The sequence below is a fragment of the bacterium genome (assembly GCA_026708055.1).
In the GTDB taxonomy this organism is placed as follows: Bacteria; Actinomycetota; Acidimicrobiia; order Acidimicrobiales; family CATQHL01; genus VXNF01.
Genome location: JAPOVS010000019.1, coordinates 226,997 through 245,558 on the forward strand (window position 1 = coordinate 226,997; position 18,562 = coordinate 245,558).

Annotated in this window: 18 protein-coding genes; 14 read left to right on the forward strand and 4 right to left on the reverse strand. The window is 69.1% G+C overall.

The genetic code is table 11. The annotated features are described in order from the left end of the window. Positions 1-22 precede the first annotated feature (22 nt). The 4 genes from OXG55_02880 to OXG55_02895 are packed head-to-tail and all read right to left on the reverse strand — an operon-like array spanning position 23 to position 3,031. A complete protein-coding gene (locus OXG55_02880) occupies positions 23-349 on the reverse strand; it encodes a type II toxin-antitoxin system PemK/MazF family toxin (protein MCY4102202.1) in 327 nt (108 codons plus the stop codon). Beyond that, on the reverse strand, positions 346-582 hold the full coding sequence (locus OXG55_02885) for an antitoxin MazE5 (protein MCY4102203.1): 237 nt from the start codon (positions 580-582) through the stop codon (positions 346-348). The genes OXG55_02880 and OXG55_02885 overlap by 4 nt, the downstream gene beginning before the upstream one ends. A gap of 48 nt (positions 583-630) precedes the next feature. After that, a complete protein-coding gene (locus OXG55_02890; GenBank protein MCY4102204.1) occupies positions 631-2,124 on the reverse strand; it encodes a M81 family metallopeptidase in 1,494 nt (497 codons plus the stop codon). Positions 2,125-2,164: 40 nt separating this feature from the next. Continuing rightward, entirely contained in the window at positions 2,165-3,031 is an 867-nt protein-coding gene (locus tag OXG55_02895; GenBank protein ID MCY4102205.1) for an amidohydrolase family protein, read from the reverse strand. Between the two features lie 272 nt (positions 3,032-3,303). Between OXG55_02895 and OXG55_02900 the strand changes: the two genes are divergently transcribed. The 14 genes from OXG55_02900 (at position 3,304) to OXG55_02965 (ending at position 18,550) form a co-directional block, all read left to right on the forward strand. Then, the gene (locus tag OXG55_02900) at positions 3,304-5,271 is read left to right on the forward strand and encodes an ABC transporter substrate-binding protein (protein ID MCY4102206.1); all 1,968 of its coding nucleotides are present in this window, start codon (positions 3,304-3,306) and stop codon (positions 5,269-5,271) included. Positions 5,272-5,366: 95 nt separating this feature from the next. Next, the gene (locus OXG55_02905) at positions 5,367-6,314 is read left to right on the forward strand and encodes an ABC transporter permease (GenBank protein MCY4102207.1); all 948 of its coding nucleotides are present in this window, start codon (positions 5,367-5,369) and stop codon (positions 6,312-6,314) included. Further along, positions 6,311-7,213 (forward strand): ABC transporter permease, encoded by a 903-nt coding sequence (locus tag OXG55_02910; protein ID MCY4102208.1) that lies wholly within the window; start codon positions 6,311-6,313, stop codon positions 7,211-7,213. Before OXG55_02905 ends, OXG55_02910 begins: the two co-directional genes overlap by 4 nt. Then, positions 7,210-8,232: an ABC transporter ATP-binding protein gene (locus OXG55_02915; GenBank protein MCY4102209.1), complete on the forward strand. Its 1,023-nt coding sequence runs from the start codon at positions 7,210-7,212 to the stop codon at positions 8,230-8,232. Before OXG55_02910 ends, OXG55_02915 begins: the two co-directional genes overlap by 4 nt. Further along, positions 8,229-9,248, forward strand: a complete 1,020-nt coding sequence (locus OXG55_02920; protein MCY4102210.1) for an ABC transporter ATP-binding protein — start codon at positions 8,229-8,231, stop codon at positions 9,246-9,248. The genes OXG55_02915 and OXG55_02920 overlap by 4 nt, the downstream gene beginning before the upstream one ends. A 91-nt stretch (positions 9,249-9,339) precedes the next feature. Further along, positions 9,340-9,969 (forward strand): class II aldolase/adducin family protein, encoded by a 630-nt coding sequence (locus OXG55_02925; protein ID MCY4102211.1) that lies wholly within the window; start codon positions 9,340-9,342, stop codon positions 9,967-9,969. A gap of 119 nt (positions 9,970-10,088) precedes the next feature. After that, positions 10,089-11,576, forward strand: coding sequence for an FGGY family carbohydrate kinase (locus OXG55_02930; GenBank protein MCY4102212.1), 1,488 nt, complete (start codon positions 10,089-10,091; stop codon positions 11,574-11,576). Positions 11,577-11,799: 223 nt separating this feature from the next. Further along, the gene (locus OXG55_02935) at positions 11,800-12,774 is read left to right on the forward strand and encodes a sugar ABC transporter substrate-binding protein (protein MCY4102213.1); all 975 of its coding nucleotides are present in this window, start codon (positions 11,800-11,802) and stop codon (positions 12,772-12,774) included. A gap of 178 nt (positions 12,775-12,952) precedes the next feature. Beyond that, positions 12,953-13,981, forward strand: coding sequence for a sugar phosphate isomerase/epimerase (locus OXG55_02940; protein MCY4102214.1), 1,029 nt, complete (start codon positions 12,953-12,955; stop codon positions 13,979-13,981). A 7-nt stretch (positions 13,982-13,988) separates the two neighbouring features. Then, positions 13,989-15,122 carry a Gfo/Idh/MocA family oxidoreductase gene (locus OXG55_02945; GenBank protein ID MCY4102215.1) on the forward strand — a complete coding sequence of 378 codons (1,134 nt, stop codon included), beginning with the start codon at positions 13,989-13,991 and terminating at the stop codon, positions 15,120-15,122. Next, positions 15,119-15,736 (forward strand): ureidoglycolate lyase, encoded by a 618-nt coding sequence (locus OXG55_02950; protein MCY4102216.1) that lies wholly within the window; start codon positions 15,119-15,121, stop codon positions 15,734-15,736. Before OXG55_02945 ends, OXG55_02950 begins: the two co-directional genes overlap by 4 nt. Positions 15,737-15,741: 5 nt before the next feature. Then, positions 15,742-16,545: an ATP-binding cassette domain-containing protein gene (locus OXG55_02955; protein ID MCY4102217.1), complete on the forward strand. Its 804-nt coding sequence runs from the start codon at positions 15,742-15,744 to the stop codon at positions 16,543-16,545. Next, positions 16,542-17,537, forward strand: coding sequence for an ABC transporter permease (locus tag OXG55_02960; protein ID MCY4102218.1), 996 nt, complete (start codon positions 16,542-16,544; stop codon positions 17,535-17,537). The genes OXG55_02955 and OXG55_02960 overlap by 4 nt, the downstream gene beginning before the upstream one ends. Beyond that, positions 17,534-18,550, forward strand: a complete 1,017-nt coding sequence (locus tag OXG55_02965; GenBank protein MCY4102219.1) for an ABC transporter permease — start codon at positions 17,534-17,536, stop codon at positions 18,548-18,550. Before OXG55_02960 ends, OXG55_02965 begins: the two co-directional genes overlap by 4 nt. Positions 18,551-18,562: the final 12 nt, after the last annotated feature.

The window sequence follows — 18,562 nt, forward strand, 5'->3', positions numbered from 1 at the left end:
CGTGCGTCGAGGCCCGTCCTGCTCAGAAGCAGTTGACCGCGAACTCCAGCGCTGTGCAGACGTGCCGCCGCCGTTCGGGGCTCAGGGCACCGAGGCGATCGGTAAGCTCCCCGGCGGACACGTTCAGCACGCTGTCGAGTTGGACGCAGCAGGGCTGCGGCACCGGATCGTCCCCGGGCTCCAGCGGTACTTCCGTCGCAAGGCCTCGCAGGCGGGTCGAGCACGGAGCGACGATGACCCGCTTCAGCCGGCCGATCGCCGCATCACGCGACAGGACGACGACAGGCCGGCGCGGCAGATCGGCAGTCTCGCACCACCAGATCTCGCCGTTGCGCGGTGTTTCCGTCACCGCCTGCGTCTTGCTCTGAGGAACGACTCGACGTCGCCCCAGGCGTCGGGGGCGTCGAGTGGCACGGAGTCATAGGCTTCGTACTGCTCATCGATCTCTGCTCGGCGACGTTCCCGGCACAGTGCTGCCAGCGCCTCGTCCATGAGGCGCGCATCGCGGGTACCGGGCATTGACTCCCGTGCGGACGCCAGCAGCCGCCCGTCGACTGTCGTGCTGATCCGGTGTCGATTCATGCCATAAACGTAGCATGATCCGCATCGGTTCGCGTCGGCGACCCGGCCTCAGGCGAAGACCGTGGGGCCTATCCCGGCGATGTCCTCGTCGAGGGGGAAGAAGGGGCGCTGCATCCGCTCGAACGGCAGTGATCGCACCGAGGCCGGCGTCGGTCCGGGGGAGTCGATGACGATCACGGGAGCATCGGGGTACGCCATCCGGTAGTTCATCGGGTTCTTGGCGACGGCGAACTTGGAGGTGTGGGCGTCCACTCCAACCGAGGTGTACTGCTCCCCGGTCCACTCATAGGTGGGGTGCGAGGCGATCACGATCTGTAGGCCGCCGGCGCGCAGTACGGCGGTTGGGCCCATCTCTCCGACGACGCCCTCCCAGATGCCGCCCTCGTAGACGAACCTGCCGTCGGTGAGCACTTCGACGGTGCCGGTGATCGACATGGGATCGCCCCAGCGGGGGTCGAGTTGGTGGCCGAGGCGGAGCGTCACTTCGGCTCCGACACCCGCCATGTGGCACTGCGCAGCCGCCTCGGGGTCCACGACCGGCGCCACGGACACCGCGTCGGGAGCGAGATCCGCCAGCGCGGCGATACAGGCGACGCTGTCGCCGGCTGCCCCGCCGCCACAGGCATCAGCGGTCTCCATCAACACGACCGGGCTGTCGTCGATCAGGAGACCCCGGCGCACGGCCTCGGCGGGGGTGGACATGTCCGGTTCGAACTCGTGGCGGCGTTGCCAGTACTCCTCGGCCAACGCCACGGCGGCCGTCCGTGCCCCGTCCTGGTCGCCGTCGGTGATGACAAGCCCTCCACTGCCCATTCCGGGGCGGTCGATGAAGGGATGGACCAGGAACATGCTGGTGGACAGCACATCGGGGAGTTCCTCCAGCGCCTTGGCCTTGCGCATCATGTCGGCGAACGGGCCATCACCCTCGGTGGAGCCGTTCACGGCGCCCGTCAGCACCGGCACCTTGGCCATCACCATCGTCGGACGTGCCGCGCCGACGGCGGTATCGACGAGCAGCGAGGCGCCGCGCCGGCCGGTGGTGTAGGCGTCACGGTGGGGGTAGGTCTCCCAGGCGACCAGCCCATCGGCGTTGGTGACCATGTCCTCGGTGACGTGGGCGTGGAGGTCGAGCGTGGCAACGATCGGGACGTCTGGACCGACGAGGGAGCGGGCGTGCGCCAGCAGGTCACCCTCGATGTCGTGCACGGTCTCGGAGACCGCGGCGCCGTGCAGAGCCAGCAGCACCGCATCGACCGGCACGACCGCCTCGAGGGCCGCCAGGAGATCGCGGCGCAGCGTCTCGTAGCACTCCGTGGTGAGCGGACCGCCGGGGCTCGTCGAAGCGAACAGCAGGGGTACCGGTTGCGCCCCGCGCTCGACCAGCACTTCCAGCATCCCGCCCATCACACCCCCGGCGACCTCCAGAACGTCATCGCCGTAGCGGAGCTCGAATCGCTCGAAGGCGGCGACGTCGATCGGCCGGCCCCCGAAGTCGTTGCACTCGGTCAGGATCCCGCCGACGGCGATGCGTGGTGCTGGCATGTCCCGGCTCCTCCTCCGCTTCAGTCCGGGTCGGCTGGGCTCAGTCCAGGCCGTAGGCCCGGCAGGCGGAGCGCCAGCGCAGGTCCTCGGTGTCCTCGGCGTCCAGCGGCCCGATGAGCGACTCGAAGGCCTCGGCCTGACGCCGGTAGCCACCGCCGACGTTGCAGACGGGCCAGTCGCTGCCGAACATCAGGCGGCTCGAACCGAATGACTCGAGGGCCACATCGAAGGCGCCTCGCAGATCGTCGGGCGTCCAGTCGGCGTGCGGGGTGACGTTGTGCAGGCCGGAGACCTTGGCGAACACGTTCGGGAAGCTCGCCGCCGCTCCCATCAGCTCCACCCAGCGGGAGAAATCGTCGGTTCCGATCGGCGGCTTGTTCAGGTGGTCGATCACGATGTGGAGGTCGCCGACCGCGGTCGCCAACGTGGGCACGTGTTCCAAGTGGCGCAGCTGCACACCGACGAAGTCGTAGGCCATCCCGTGCTGGGCCAGGACGCCGAGGCTCTCGATGACCGCGGGTTGCAGCACCCAGTCAGGATCGGGTTCGTCGTGGATCAGGTGCCGGATTCCCACGACCGCCCCGGCCGACTGCAGCCCGTCGAGCGCAGCGTCCGCCGCATCCGGATCCAGCAGGTCGAACCAGCCGACCACAGCCACGACTCGGTTGTCTGCTTCTGCCACCGTGAGCATCGCCGCCGTGTCGCCAAAGCTGTTCTCCGCCTGCACCAGGATCGCCTCGGTCACGCCCGTGGCCTCGATGTGTTGCCGCGCCTCATCGACGAGGAACGTGCGACGCAGCTGATGGAACACCGGTGGCAGGTCGGCGTCGAGCCAGTCGTACGCGCACTGGTCGAGGTCCCACTGGTGGAGGTGCGTGTCGATGAGTCGGGTGGCGCGTGCGGTCATCTCTGAGATCTCCCGGAGTTCGTGGCGTGACTGGATTCTTGTCGCTCATCCGAGTGCCATGTCGCCCGGGGGCGTCGAAAATGATGATCCACCTGCAGGGTCGTTGCTCCGGCGGAGATCGCCGGGCGCCCGTTAGCGGCCGAAAAAGGGTTGAACTACAGTCCTGGCCGCTGGCGCTGACGGGGGGAGGCGCCCCTCCGCATCGCATATGGCGTTGGCGGAAGGAGATCAACATGAATTCGCGACACGGCCGTCTTTGGAGGCGGTTGATCGTGCTCGCTGCTGTACCGATGCTCATCGCCGCCTCGTGCGCGGCCGATGACTCCGCATCGGAATCCGCCGACGCGGCAATGGCGGAGGCAAGTAGCGCATCCGCCGCTGCCGCCGACGCCATGGCAGAGGCTCAAGCCACGGCGGCAGCGGCCCGGAGTGCCCAGGCGGACGCCGCCACGGGCATCGCCGACGCGGCCGCCGCGGACGCGGCAGCTGCGGCGGCACTCGCCGCGGCCGAGGCGGCACAGGCTGCCGCCGACCTGGCACAGGCCACCGCCGAGGGAAATGTGGAGGCGATGGCTGCTGCCGAAGCGGCGCTCGCCGACGCGCAGGCCGCCGCGGAGGAGGCGCTCTCGGAGGCTGCTGCCGCTCAGGCCGAAGCCGACGTGGCACGCGAAGAGGCCGCCGCCGCGCAGGCCGAAGCCGACGCAGCACGAGCCGAAGCCGAAGCAGCGGCCGAAAGCGCCGCCGCGCCGGCGGGCGGACCGCAGCGCGGTGGGACGCTCACCTTCGCCCGGTTCTTCGAGACGCAGAACCTCGACCCGGCGGGGGTGGCCGACAACGGGTCCATCTTCGTGCGGGTGCAGATCTACAACACCCTCGTGGAAGCCGACCCCGACACCCTCCCGAACGTGGGCCCGGGGATCGCCGACGAGTGGAGTTCCAGTCCCGATGGCATGACCTGGACGTTCCACATCCGCGACAACGCCAGGTTCTCCAACGGCGAGCCGGTCACGGCCGAGGACGTGCAGTTCTCACTGGAGCGGTTCGCGGACCCGACGATCAGCGTAAACATCCCGAGCCTCGGCGTCGGCGTCGAGAGCGTGGACATCATCGATGACCAGACCGTGCAGGTGAACCTGGACCGCCCGGTCGGTGCGTTCCTCGAGAACATCTCGGTGTTCCCCGCATCGATCATCAACAAGGCCGCCGTGCTGGCCGAAGGCGACGACCACTGGATGAACCCGCTCGGCACCGGCCCGTTCAAGGTGAAGGAATGGGTGCCCGGCTCGCACATCACCCTCGAGCGCAACGAGTACTACTGGGAGGAGGGCAAGCCGTATCTCGACGAGATCCGGTTCGACTACATCCCCGACGACAACGCCCGCATCCTGCGCATCCAGGGAGGCGACGCCGACCTCGTGGAGGGCGTGCCGTGGACGCAGATCCCCGACCTGTCCCTCAGCGAGGGCTTCAGCATCCACGTCGCCGACATCGTCCGCTACGAGGGCGTGTTCCTGAACCACACCATCCCGCCGCTGGGCGAGATCGGCGTGCGCCAGGCGCTGAACTACGCCACCAACAAGGCGGCTATCAACGAGGCGGTGTACGGAGGCGTCGGCGAGATCGCCAACAGCATGATCCCCAAGGCGCTGTACCACTCCGACTACGACACCCTGCCGGCGTACTTCTACGACATCGAGAAGGCCAAGGAGCTCATGGCGGCGTCGTCGATGCCCGACGGCTTCGACCTCGCCTACATCTACCCGTCGGGCTCGACGGCCCACGAGCAGCTCGGGACCATCCTCCAGGCGGACTGGGCGCAGATCGGCGTGAACCTGTCCATCGAGGAGGTCGACACCGGCACGCTGTTCGGTGACCGCTTCTTCACGATGGAGTACGAATCGGGCGTGCCGCTGCCCAAGTTCACCTCCGACGTGGTCGTGCCCGACGAGGTGGCGCTGCTGTTCTACGACAAGGATCCGAGCAACATCCTCGCCGGGTTCTTCACCGGTTGGGAGATCCCCGACGAACTCGAACGTTTCACCGAGGAGGCCGCTTTCACGACCGACGAGGCGATCCGGGCCGAGCTCTGGCCGGAGGTGCAGCGGATCGCCATGGAGGAGGCGCCCTGGGTGACGCTGTTCTTCCTGCCCACCGTGCACGCGGTGGCCGACCACGTCGAGGGATTCCGGGTCGTGCCCAACGGCTGGTGGGACCTCGAGGACGTCTGGCTCAGTAACTGACGCTCTGACAACGGCGACGTAGTCGCCACGACGCGATACTGGTCGGGTCCCCGTGCCGCGGGGACCCGACCCACGCCGGGAGGTCGTTTTCGCGTATGTGGGGGTTCCTAGGGCGGCGGCTGCTGCACAGCATCTGGGTGCTGGCCGCCATCATCCTCGTGTCGTTCCTGGTCATCCGGCTCATACCGGGCGACCCGGTCGTGCAGATGCTGGGTCTCCAGGCGACACCCGAGAACATCGCCGCCGTCAACGAGGATCTCGGGCTCGACCTCCCGATGGGTCAGCAGATCGTGCAGTTCGTGGAGCGCGCCTTCCAGGGCGATCTGGGTTCGTCCATCATCAAGCGGGCGCCCGTGAACGACATCGTGTTCGACCGGCTCCTGCCCTCGGTCTACCTGCTCCTGTACGCCACGGTCCTGGCGCTGATCATCTCGGTGCCGCTCGGCGCCCTCTCGGCCATCTACCGCAATCGCGTGCCCGACCAGATCGTCCGCCTGACGAGCATGGTGTCCTTCGCCATGCCCCAATTCTGGCTGGGCCTGATGCTGATCCTGCTGTTCGCCATCCAGCTCGACGTGCTCCCCAGCGGAGGGTACGGGGAAGGGTTCGGCGGGATCCTCCTGCACCTCACGCTGCCGGCGCTCACGATCGGCCTCTATCTCGCCCCGCAGCTCATGCGGACGCTGCGGTCGAGCCTCATCGAGGCGATCGACAGTGACTACGTGGAAGCTGCCCGCTCCCGGGGCTACCGGGAGAGCCGGGTGGTGGGCAAGCTGGCCATGCGCAACGCCCTGGTGCCGCTGATCAGCGTTCTCTCCATCAACATCGGTTTCCTCATCAGCGGCACGGTGATCGTGGAGGTCGTCTTCCAGGTGCCGGGTCTCGGAGCATTGCTGGTGCAGTCGGTGCTCAACAGGGACTATCCCGTGATCCAGGGGCTGATCCTCGTATTCGGCGCGATGGTCATCCTCGTCAACATCCTCGCCGACGCCGCCTACGCCGTGGTCGACCCGCGGGTGCGAGCCGGGATGGCGGCCGAATGAGAACCCTCGCCTGGGCGGGCCGCCGGGCCGTGGGCCTCCGGGGGGAGGCGGCCGACCTGCTGCGCCAGGCCCAGACGGAGCGGCGCTGGTCGAACGTCACCCTGGGCATCGGGATCGCCATCGTGGGCGCGCTCTCGGTCGCCGGGTTCTTCGCCTCTCTGATCGCTTCCGCCGACCCCAATGCCGTCGACCTGACCCAGCGCCTGCTCAGCCCCTCCGGGAAGCACTGGATGGGGACCGACCCGTTCGGGAGGGACATCTTCACCCGCACGCTCTACGCCATCCGGCTCGACCTGGTGGTGGTGCTCATCATCACGTACGTGCCGATGGTCTTCGGGATGATCGTCGGAGCGCTCGCCGGCTACTTCCGGGGATGGGTGGACGCCATCACGGTCCGCGTGATCGACGCCTTCATCGCCTTCCCGTTCATCGTGCTGGTGATCGCCGTGGTGGCGATCCTGGGGCCGGGCCTGAAGGGGGTGTACATCGGCGTCCTCGCCGTGGGCTGGACGCTGTACGCCCGGCTCACCAGGGGGGACATGCTGGTACTGCGCGAACAGCAGTTCATCCTTGCCGCACGCACGCTGGGCTACTCGCCGCGGCGGGTCATCCTCCGACATGCCATTCCCAACCTCATCAGGTCGAACCTCGTGTTCTCGATGGCCGACATCGTCCTGAACCTGCTGTTGCTGGCCGGGCTCTCGTACCTGGGGGTCGGCGTGCAGGCACCGACCGCGGAACTGGGCGCCATGGTTGCCGACGGCCAGTCGTTCCTCCAGCAGGCGTGGTGGGTCACGACGCTGCCGGGCGTGGTGATCGTGGTCCTCGGAGCCGGCTTCAGCATGATCGGCGATTCGCTGGCCGACCGCCTCGGCCAGAAGTTCGGGGTGGTCGGATGACGTCGACCGACGCGGCACTCCGCGCCGGCGGGCCGGAGACCTCGGCGCCGCCGCTGCTGACCATCGAGGGGCTCCGCATCGGCTTCCCCTCGCTGGAGGGCATCGTCCTCGCCGCCAACGACGCCCATCTGACCGTCGGTCAGGGCGAGGTGCTCGGGCTCGTCGGCGAGTCGGGGTCCGGCAAGAGCGTTACGTGCCGCGCCATCGTGGGGATGGTCCCCCATCCGGGGGCGGTGCTCGGCGGGCGCATCGACTACGACGGGCGCAACGTGCTGGAGTTCAACCGCGCGGAGATGCGCGAACTCCGGGCCCGCGAGATCGCCATGATCTTCCAGGACCCCGCCAGCGCTCTGAACCCCGTCTTCACGATCGGCCATCAGATCTCCGAGGCCCTTCGCGTCAACGCCGGACTGGGCCGGGCCGCGGCACGCGCCAGGAGCATCGAGTTGCTCGAGAGGGTGGGAATCCCGGCGCCGGACAGGCGCATGTCGGCGTACCCGCACGAGATGAGCGGCGGCATGCGCCAGCGCGTCATGATCGCCATGGCACTGGCCGGTGAGCCGCGCCTGCTGCTGGCCGACGAGCCCACCACCGCCCTCGACGTCACGATCCAGGACCAGGTGCTGCAGCTCCTCGAGGACCTGCGGCACGAGCGGAACATGTCGATGATCCTGGTCTCGCACGACATGGGAGTCATCGGAACCGCCGCCGATCGTGTGGCGGTCATGTACGCCGGGCGCATCGTGGAGGTGGCTCCCACCGATGTGCTGTTCAGCAGCCCGGACCACCCCTACACGCGGGCACTCATCGACGCCATGCCGCAGCTCGAGCCGGAGGATCGATCGGAACTGCGGACCATCCCGGGCCAGCCGCCGGATCTGTTGAAGCTGCCGGAGGGATGCCCCTTCGCCCCTCGTTGCCCGCTGGCGCGCGACGAGTGCGCCGAGGTGTCGATGGAGTTGACCGCCGTCTCGCCGGCGCAGCTCTCGGCGTGCCCGTTCGCGAGGGGCCGATCATGAGCGCGCTCCTGCCCACCGGTGCCGGCGGTGATCCGATTCTCGTCGTGGAGGCGCTGGAGAAATGGTTCGCCGTCGAGCGCTCACTGCTGGAGTGGATCCGCCGCAAGCCGCGCGAGCGCGTTCACGCCGTCGACGGGGTCTCGTTGCATCTGCTGCCGAACGAGGTGCTCGGGATCGTCGGAGAATCGGGCAGCGGGAAGAGCACCCTGGCCCGTTGCCTGGTCGCCCTCTACCGGCCGGATCGGGGGAGCATCGTCTTCGACGGGCTCGACGTGACCGAGGCCGCGGGGCAGTCGCGCCGCGATCTCCACGGACGGATGCAGATGATCTACCAGGATCCGTTCACCTCGCTCAACCCGCAGATGTCGATCGGGGCGGCCATCGAGGAGGCCGGCCGGGTGCACGGCCGCGAGGGGGACGCTTTCGTGGGCGACCTCCTCGACGTGGTCGGGTTGCCGCGTTCGTTCGCGCGTCGCCGTCCCCGGGCGCTGAGCGGGGGGCAGCGCCAGCGTGCCGCCATCGCCAGAGCGCTGGCCGTGCAACCCGAGGTGTTGATCGCGGACGAGGCCGTGAGCGCGCTCGACGTGTCGATCCAGGCCCAGATCCTGAACCTGTTCGCCCAGCTGAGCGACGATCTGGGCCTGGCGATGATCTTCATCGCCCACGACCTGGCCGTCGTCTCCCACGTGGCCGACCGCGTGGCCATCATGTACCTGGGGCGGATCGTGGAGGAAGGGCCGGTCGAGGCGGTCTTCCGGACCCCCCGGCATCCCTACACGAGGGCGCTGCTGGATGCCCATCCCGATCCCTACTCGCTGGGCGCGGCCGACGAGACCGCCTCCATCTCGGGAGACATTCCCTCGCCCCTCGACATCCCGTCCGGATGCCGCTTCCGGACCCGCTGCCCCTACGCCACCGACGTCTGCGAGACCGACGACCCGGCGCTCGCGCCCGACGACCTGCCGCACCGGGTGGCCTGCCACGTGCTGCCTTTCGGATCTCCGACTGAGGGTTGAGACGGCGAGACCGCCTCGCTCGCCGGACGGCGGTTGCCGAATAGCCCTGTGAACTAGGGTCGCTGTGAGCCGGCGAGGATCGGAGGGCACTGTGGCTGACCTGGTCGCGGCGGAATTGCGCCGCAGCATCACGGTGACGATGAAGCGGCTCTCGGCGTCGTCGCTCATGCCGGCATCGCAGGGCAACCTGAGCGCCCGCGACGCCGATACGGGCAACGTGGTGATCACCCCGCACGCCTATCCCTACGAGGACATGACGCCTGACGACCTGGTGGTGCTCGCTGCCGACGGGACGCAGATCGACGGCCGCCTCGACCCCTCCTACGACGCGCTCCTGCACCTCGGCGTCTACGCGGCGCGTCCCGAGGTGTGCGCGGTGCTGCACACCGAGCCGCCGTATGTGAACGCCTTCGGAGCCCTGAATCGGGCCATCCTGCCCGTGACGACGACGGGCCTGAAGTCGGCCAACGGCAGCATTCCCATCATGCCGTTCCGTCACCGCCGGGACGAGGCATTCGTCGCCGAGATGCTGGAGATCATGGGCGACCGTCACGGGGTGGTCTGGCAGAACCACGGCCTGCTCGTCGTCGCCGACACCGTGGAGAACGCCGCCGAACGCACCATCGGCATCGAGTTCAACGCTCAGGTCATGCATCTCGCTCTGCGGGCAGGCGAGCCGCAGACGCTCGAGCGCGTCGGCGCGGACATGATCGTGGCGTGAGGGAATGAACGTCCCGGTTCACGAGGGCTCCTCCCGGGCCGGATGATCTCCACCGGCGTCGCTGCGGGCTCGGGCACCGGCACACGAATCGCCGGAACGCACGGTCGGGCGACAGGCCGGTGACGCTCCTCGGCGTCGACATCGGCACGACCGGGTGCAAGGTGGTCGCGGTCGACTCCGAGGGGTTGCCGCTGCTCAGCGCATACCGCGAGTACCGCCTGGCGACCCCGCGGCCGGGATGGGCCGAACTGGATCCGGTCGAAGTCTGGGGCGCGGTCTGCTCGGCCATCCGGGAGGTCACCGCGGCGCTACCCGAGCGGCCCCGGGCCCTGGCGGTCGCCACCCTCGGCGAGGCGGTGACGCCCATTGACGCCTCCGGTGCCGCGCTGGCACCGACGATCCTCTCCTTCGACGGCCGAGCCCGGGCCTGCTACGAGCACCTCGTCGGCGCCCTCGGCGCAGCGCGGCTCACCTCCGTGTGCGGTGTGGAGCCGCAGCCGCACTACTCCGTCGCCAAGTGGTCTTGGATCGCTCGGGAGATGCCCGAGACGTACCGCCGTGCCGCCACCCTCGCCTGCTTCGGTGATCTCTGCGCCGTCCGTCTGGGGCTTCCACCGGTCATCGATCACACGATGGCGACGCGGACGCTCGCCTTCGATGCCGCCGGCGGTTCCTGGTCCCCGGAAGTCCTTGACGCCGCCGGACTCGACATCGGGAAGCTCCCGACTCCTGCTCCCACCGGGACCGTCGTGGGCGCCGTTGCCGCACGGCAGGCTCGGGAGCTGGGCCTCGCCGACGGTGCAGTGCTGGTCACCGGCGGGCTGGACCAGGTTTGCGCCGCATACGGCGCCGGCATCGGCGCTGAAGATGACGGCAGTGCCATGCTGTCGCTCGGGACCGTGGCGGTCTTGGCGGCGGTTCTGCGCGCCGACGAGTCGGGGCGGAACTCAGTGCCAACGGTCCCGTACCGGGCGCCGGGCGAGCGGCTCGCCATCGCCGGAACCCCCGCCGGGGGCGCTGTGCTGCGCTGGTACCGCGACCGGTTCGGAGCCGCGGAGGCGGCTGCGGTGGCCGGCGCCGAGGACGAGTTCTACGACCGGATCGTCGCCGGCACGGCCGATGTCGAGACCGATCTGATTGCCCTGCCGCACTTCGCCGGCTCGCGCACGGCCTTCGCCGATCCGCAGGCGACCGCGGCGCTCATCGGCATGACGTTCGCCACCGAGACGCGCCACATCGTCCGCGCCCTGCTGGAGGGCGTGGCGCTGGAGACCGCCGCAATGGCCGGGAGGCTCACCGAGTCGGGCGCCGCGGTGACATCGCTCCGCGCTGTCGGCGGGGGATCGCGCTCGCCGGTCTGGATGCAGATCTTCGCCGACGTGCTCGAGGTCCCCGTGGAATCGACCGCCAGCGCGGAAGCCGCGGCCGTCGGTGCGGCACTCATCGCCGGTGCCGCCACGGGCGTTGGCGCCGGGGATGGTCGGGGCCTCCCCCTGAGTCGGCGGTACGAGCCCGAAGAATCTGCCAGCAGGGGATACCGCGCGAAGCTGACGCGCTACCACGACCTCCACGGCGCGCTGGCGGCGGTTCGTGACGCCGGCCGGTAGCGCAGCGGAGTGGGGACAGGACGATCCATGAGCAAGCTGCGACTCGGCGTGATCGGCGCCGGTGCCTGGAGCGTGGCCTCGCACCTGCCACGCTTGGCGCACCACGCACACGTCGTGGCGTGAGCGATCCCGACCGCCGGCGCCGCTAGCGCGGGATTGTTCCGTTTCCTACAGTTGCAGCACCGCCCGGATCAGCCGGGCCCCAAATCATGGGGGGAGTCTCGTGAAGAAACTGTCGGGCCTGCTGGCCCTCACCTTGGCCGTCGTCCTGATCGCGGCGTCGTGCGGAGGCGAAGACGACGAGAGAACGGTCGGTTTCGCCAACATCCTGCGGACGGGTTGCGAGTTCTGCAACGACGTCGAGAACGGCGTCACCGCGGAGGTCGCCGATGCGGGTTGGGAGCTGTACGCCCTCGACCACGACCTGGACGCCAACAAGATGCTCGCCAACGCCGACGCCATGATCACCCGCGAGGTGGACGTCTACCTGAACTTCGACGGCGGCATCACCAACTACGAGACCACGCTGGAGAAGATGGCCGAGGCGGAGATCCCGATGATCTTCATCGACGGGCCCATCCCCGAGCCGGCCGATGATGTGTACTGGTTCGGCGCGCACGGCCAGTCGGCGGGCCAGCAGATGGGCGAGTACGCCCTCGACTACATCAACAACAACTGGGGCGGCAACGTCGACGGCATCTTCGGCATCTACCAGAGCACCTGGCCCGATGAGACCAAGGCGCGCATGGTCGTGGCCATGGACGTGATCTCACAGCAGTTCCCCGAGTGGACGATGGACACGATCACGCTCAACGACGTCGTGCTGGAGGGCTCGGAGACGCAGGCCGCGGCGGCCGCGTACCTCAACGCCAACCCGGACGCGAAGAACCTGCTGTTCATCGCCACCACCAACGACCTCGCTGGCGTGGCGGTCGTGGCGGCCATGGAGCAGCTCGGGCGTCTCGACGCCGGTGTGGTGCTGTCCAACGGCGGCGCCTCGGACGCGCTGGCGGAGATCCGGGATCCGGACTCGCCGTTCATCATGTCGATCGGCTACTTCCCCGACCGCTACGGCGAATTCCTGCGCCCGATCATCGCCACGATCCTCGACGGCGACACGCCCGCGCAGCGGGTGAACCACGTCACCCACGTCCCCATCGACGCCAGCAACATCGACGAGTGGTACCCCGAGGGCTAAACCTCACTGAGTAAGTGGAACGGGTGCGTCCGCGGCATCGCAGGCCGGCGGACGCACCCGGAGCCTCCCGGCAAGCGCACGACCCAGCCTCGGTTACCGTCGTCGCGAGACCGCGGGCGGGCCGTGGGGCGCCCCGCCGGAAGGCGACGAGGTTGATCCGCATGAATGGAATGACGCGGTGACGAGTGCCGGCCGCTCGCACGGCCCCGCCATGGGGCTCATCGTCCGGATGTTCACCGCCACGAGCGGTCGCCCGGACGAGACCAAGCCCGAAGTTGCCGGGCCGGCCTGGATGAGCCCCGTCTCCACCCTGGCCGAGTTCGAGGCCCGCCTCGACATCGCCGCGGAGATCGGGGCGATGGGCATCGAGGTCACCCAGGCCGGACAGCCGTCGGGCGTGCGCCACCTGCTCGAGAGCCCCCGCAGCCGGGCGATGTTCAGCGATGCGTTCGCCCGCCGAGGCCTGGCGATCTCCGCCCTCAACTGCGCCGGCATGCCCCTGCATCCGCTTCGAGGGCCCGAGCATCGCCGGCTCATCGAGGACACGTTCCGGCTGGCCGAGCTCCTCGGCGTCGAGAAGATCGTGACCATGTCGGGCACGACCGGCGACGGCGGCGGCGCATCAACCGTCAACTGGGTGTTCTATCCGTGGCCCGACGACAGCGTGGCTCTGCTGGAACGCCAGTGGTCGGAGGGAATCGCCCTGTGGGCGGACCTGGCGGGACTCGCCGAGCGTTGCGGCGTCCGTCGCATCGCCTTCGAACTGCACCCGATCCACCTCGTGTACAACGTGCCCACGCTGGTGCGCATGCGGGAGGCGGTCGGCCCGATCATCGGCGCCAACGTCGACCCCAGCCACCTGTTCTGGCAACAGATGGATCCGGTGCGGGTCGTGGAGGCCCTCGGCGAGGCGGTCCATCACGTGCAGCTCAAGGACACCGAGATGGTGCCCACCGAACTCGCCCTTGCCGGCGTCCTGGACCAGCGACCCTTCGGCGATCCCTCGGCGCGCGCCTGGCGCTATCGCACGATCGGACGGGCGCACGATGCCGCTTTCTGGGGAGCGCTCGTGGACGCCTTGGCGTCGGTCGGCTACGACGACTACGTGAGCATCGAGAACGAGGACCCGTACCAGACCTACGAGGAGGGCGTGCGCGAGGCGGGGCGCTTCCTGGCGCCGCTCCTGGCCGACGCCGCGGCGGATTGAGGCGACCATGGCACCGCAGATCGACCTGACTTCCGACATCCCCCCGGTTGATCTGGGCCCCGTGGCGGCCCTGGACCTCGTGCCGCCACCGCTGCGGCAGGAGATTCCCGGCGACCTGCGGATCGGCCTGGTGGGAGCCGGTCGCATCGTGCACAGCGGCGTGATGCCCGCCTACCGGGCGGCCGGTCTCCAACCCGTTGCCGCTTGCGACCCCGACCCGGTCGCAGCCAAGGCGATCCGCGACACCTGGGGCGTGGAGCAGACCTTCGACGACTACCGGTCGATGATCGACGCGGTCGACGTGGACCTGCTCGACATCAACATCCGCTGGGACGTGGGGCTCTCGCCGCTGCGCGTGGAGGTGGTGGCCGAGGCTGCTCGACGCGGCATCCACGTCATCATCGCCAAGCCTGTTGCCGAGACACCGCAGCAGTGCCAGGACATCGTGGGGCACGCGCGTGAGGGCGGCATCACGTTCGGCGTGGATTTCAACACCCGCTACGCCCCGGCCTTCTACGGCTGCCGGGCCCTCATCCTGGCCGGCTCGCTCGGGCCGCTCATCTCGGCGGGGATCAACTACCACTCGGGCATCGGGCGCCAGCACACCAACGCCTTCGACGCCGTGCACGACGTCTGCATCCACGCCGTGGACGTGCTCCAGTCGTGGTTCGGTGAGGCGCCCGAGGAGGTCTACGGCAACTGGTCGCGGCGGGTGGACGGCGTGGGATCGGTGCTCTCGGGCGTCTTCAGCTTTGCGAGCGGCGCCAACGCCACGCTCTTGTACGACTTCGCCACCCGTCACCGGCGCCGTTTCGAGATGTTCGCCGTGGGCGAGCGGGCGGGCGTCGACGGCATCCAGGATCAGGAACTTCCCGGCCCGGCCCGGCTGGTGCGGGCGGAGTTGCGCTACGGGCCGCACGAGCCGCGCGGCTCGGCGCTGGAACTGCCGCTGCAGTACACGCTGTCGCCCGAGTCGTACCTGGCGACGCGTGCCGACGTGCTGCAGTGCATCGCTGGCGGCGGCGAGCCCTGGGCCAGCGGCACGGACATCCTGCGCAGCATGAGCACGCTGTTCGCGCTGAAGGAATCCATCCGCAGCGGGCAGCCGGTGCGGCCGTCACTCGATCCGGAGGAGTCATGAACGGCGAATCCACCGGTGTCCGCCGCCTGGCGGTGGAACGCCTCGACCGGGCCGCCTTCGCGCCCTTCGGGGCGGTCATCGCCCCCGAGACGGCCGACTCGCCCAACCTGAACCGGGCGTCCAACAACCTGGGCTACCTCTGGGTGCAGAAGGAGTTGGAGTTCCCCGGCCGGGCCTACATGTGCTCGCTGCGGTACTACTACCGGGGAAACCGCTGCGAGTTCGTGCAGAAGCATCCGGCCAGCACCGTCACGCTCATCACGCTCGGCATGCACTCGGCCGCCTTCGTGGCCGTGCCCGATGTCGACGGCCGCCCCGACGTCGATGCGGCCCGTGCGTTCCTGATCACCGGTGGGACGGGCGTGGTGATCAATCGCGGCACCTGGGTGCGCTACGCCTACCCGCTCGGTGCCTACGTGGACTTCGCCTACGTGACCCAGCGGGTCGACCCTGCCACCGCCAACACCACCGACGACGTGGTACGCGTCAACCTGGACAGCGAACTGGGATTCGTCTTCGACCTGGAGTTCGCGCCGCCGGCAGACGATGACTACCAGCTTGGACCCAGCGGGGCGGTCGTCGCCGGCCCGCCCCAGGACCCACCGGGAGAGTGATTCACGTGAACGAACACGCCGGCCCGAACGGCAACGGATCGAACGGTGCCCCGCTGCTGCAACTGCGAGGGATCTGCCGCAGCTTCGGTCACATCCGGGCGGTGCACGAGGTGGACGTGGACCTGCACCGCGATGAGATCCTCGGGATCGTCGGCGACAACGGCGCCGGCAAGTCCACCCTGATGAAGATCATCGCGGGCACCGTGAGTCCCGACAGCGGCCGGATCCTCATGGATGGCGAACGGGTCGAGATCGCCACCGCCCAGGACTCCCGCCGCCTCGGGATCGAGATGATCTACCAGGACCTGGCGCTCTTCGACAATCTGGACGTGGCCGCCAACGTCTTCATCGGGCGTGAGCCGACGAAGGGACTGCCGAGCCTGCTGGGGTTCCTGGAGCGCCGCCGCATGCACCGCGAAGCAGCCGCTCTGCTGGAACGCCTCAACATCATGATCGGATCCACGAGGCTTCCCGTGGGGGTCCTCTCGGGCGGGCAGCGGCAGATGGTGGCCATCGCCCGGGCGGTGGCGTTCGAGGAGAACAACCACGTCCTGCTGATGGACGAGCCGTCGGCAGCGCTCGGGGCGACCGAGTCGGCCACGGTCACGGAGCTGATCCGGGAGATCCGCCGCGACGGCCTGTCGATCATGATCATCAGCCATCGCATCCCCGAGGTCCTGGACCTCGCCGATCGGGTCATGGTCATGAAGCGGGGCGAGCACGTGGCGACGCTCGACGCCCGCGCCACGTCGGTGGAGGAGTGCGTCAACCTCATCGTGGCCGGCGCGCCGGCGGCCGGGCAGGCGTGACGGCCACCGCCACCCCGCCGGGCGCTCCCCTCGACAGCCGCGCCCAGGCCGCGGCCCGCGCCCGGCGCCTCCTGCTCGGCCAGCACGTCCTGCTGCTCATCGCTCTGATTCTGCTGGGGACCTACTTCACGTCCCGGCTCGACTTCTTCCTCACCAGCCAGAACGTCCTCACGATCCTGCGGTTCAGCGCGGTCACCTTCATCGTCGCCACCGGCTTCACGCTGGTCCTGATCGGAGGCGGCCTCGACCTCTCCATCGGCTCGGGGATGATGGTCGTGGGGGTCACGTCCGGGAAGCTCTTCCAGGCAGGCGTTCCCCTCGTCCTGGCGTTCCTGATCGGGGTGGTCGTCGGGATCGTGCTCGGGTACGTCAACGGGCTCATCATCACCCGCTTCCGCATCAACCCGCTCATCGCCACGCTGGCGATGCTGTTCGTACTGCTGGGCGTGGGGTTCATCATCACCGACGGGCGCTCGCAGCAGATCCGCGACGACGGCTTCCGCTTCGCCCGGGAGAACGTGGGCGGTGTCCCGGTGCCGGTGTTCTTCCTGATCGCCACCGCCGTGCTGTCGGTGGTCCTGCTGCACACCACCAAGGCGGGCCGGCACCTGTTCGCCGTGGGCGGCAATCCGGACGCGGCCCGCCAGGCCGCCATGAACGTCGACCGGTTCCGCCTGGGGATGTACACCGTGGCCGGTCTCTACACCGGGATCGCCGGTGTCCTGCTGGCATCGGACCTGGGCGCTATCGCCCCCAACTCGGGACGCAACTGGGAGCTGTACGTCGCCACGGCCGTCTTCCTGGGCGGCGCCAGCCTCACCGGGGGCCGGGGATCGGTCCTCGGCACGTTCATCGGCGTGGTGTTCGTGCGCACGCTCGACAACGGCCTCGTCCAGATGGCGGTGCGACCCCAGATCGTCCTGATCGTCGTGGGCACCGCCATGATCCTGGCGGTTGCATTCGACCAGCGACCCAAGGGTGGGTTCCGATGACCGCCGTCTTACCGGAGAGCGCCACCACCGAGGGCCCGAACTGGTCGCAGCGCCTGCGTGGCCTGGTGTTCTCCGGGAGGCTCACCTGGGTCACGCTGGGCACGGTCATCGTGGCGGAGTTCGTGATCTTCAGCATCGCGGCGCCCCGCTTCCTGAGCACTACGAACCTGCTGAACACCGGCCGGGCGACGGCGGTGCTGATGATCGTCGCCACCGGCGCCACGTTCGGGCTCATCTCCGGCGCCCTCGACATCTCGGTGGGCTCGGTCATGGCGCTCGCGGGCACGATCGGGACGCAGATCGTCATCGCCGGCTATCCGGCCTCGCTGGCCATCCTGGCGGCCATCGGCTCGGGCGTCGGCGTGGGGCTCGTCAACGGCTTCGTCGTGGTGAAGCTCCGGGTCAATCCCCTGGTTGCGACATTGGGCATGCTCGGCATCGCCTTCGGGCTGGCGTTCGTCGTGGACGGTGGCGCTGGCATCGCCGGCAACCTGCGCCAGACCACCGACGCGGCCTACGGCGTGATGAAGAACGACCTCGTGGGGATCCCGCTGCCGCTGGTCTTCGCCGTGCTTTTCGCCGCAGCGGGGTGGGTGCTGCTCGCCAAGACGCGCTTCGGGCTCTACGCCTACGCCGTGGGCGGCAACGCCTCGGCGGGGCGGTCGGTTGCGCTCCCGGTGGACCGGCTCCGGATGATGTACCTCGTCTTCAGCGGCGCCTGCGCGGCGACCGGCGGCTACGTGCTGTCGTCCATGCTGGGCGGGTCGGGGGCCGCCAGCGTGCCCGGCACCCTGGTGCTGACCGTCGTGACCGCCGTGATTCTCGGCGGGGTCGGTCTGCTGGGAGGCACCGGCTCCATGGGTGGGACGATCCTCGGTGTGATCGTGCTGGGCGTCCTGGAGAGCGGCATGACACTGGCCGGCTGGCCGACCTTCTACCAGTACGTCGTGGAAGGCCTGCTACTCATGCTGGCCGTAGGCTTGGACGCGGTGCGGACAGGGGGCTACCGCTGAGCGCCGGCCAGG

Excerpts from the sequence above, each read along its gene's own strand:
- OXG55_02905 (MCY4102207.1), top strand. The coding sequence starts at position 5,367 with ATGTGGGGGTTCCTAGGGCGGCGGCTGCTGCACAGCATCTGGGTGCTG.
- OXG55_02915 (MCY4102209.1), top strand. The coding sequence starts at position 7,210 with ATGACGTCGACCGACGCGGCACTCCGCGCCGGCGGGCCGGAGACCTCG.
- OXG55_02910 (MCY4102208.1), top strand. The coding sequence starts at position 6,311 with ATGAGAACCCTCGCCTGGGCGGGCCGCCGGGCCGTGGGCCTCCGGGGG.
- OXG55_02890 (MCY4102204.1), bottom strand. The coding sequence starts at position 2,124 with ATGCCAGCACCACGCATCGCCGTCGGCGGGATCCTGACCGAGTGCAAC.
- OXG55_02950 (MCY4102216.1), top strand. The coding sequence starts at position 15,119 with ATGAACGGCGAATCCACCGGTGTCCGCCGCCTGGCGGTGGAACGCCTC.
- OXG55_02895 (MCY4102205.1), bottom strand. The coding sequence starts at position 3,031 with ATGACCGCACGCGCCACCCGACTCATCGACACGCACCTCCACCAGTGG.
- OXG55_02965 (MCY4102219.1), top strand. The coding sequence starts at position 17,534 with ATGACCGCCGTCTTACCGGAGAGCGCCACCACCGAGGGCCCGAACTGG.
- OXG55_02920 (MCY4102210.1), top strand. The coding sequence starts at position 8,229 with ATGAGCGCGCTCCTGCCCACCGGTGCCGGCGGTGATCCGATTCTCGTC.
- OXG55_02885 (MCY4102203.1), bottom strand. The coding sequence starts at position 582 with ATGAATCGACACCGGATCAGCACGACAGTCGACGGGCGGCTGCTGGCG.
- OXG55_02945 (MCY4102215.1), top strand. The coding sequence starts at position 13,989 with ATGGCACCGCAGATCGACCTGACTTCCGACATCCCCCCGGTTGATCTG.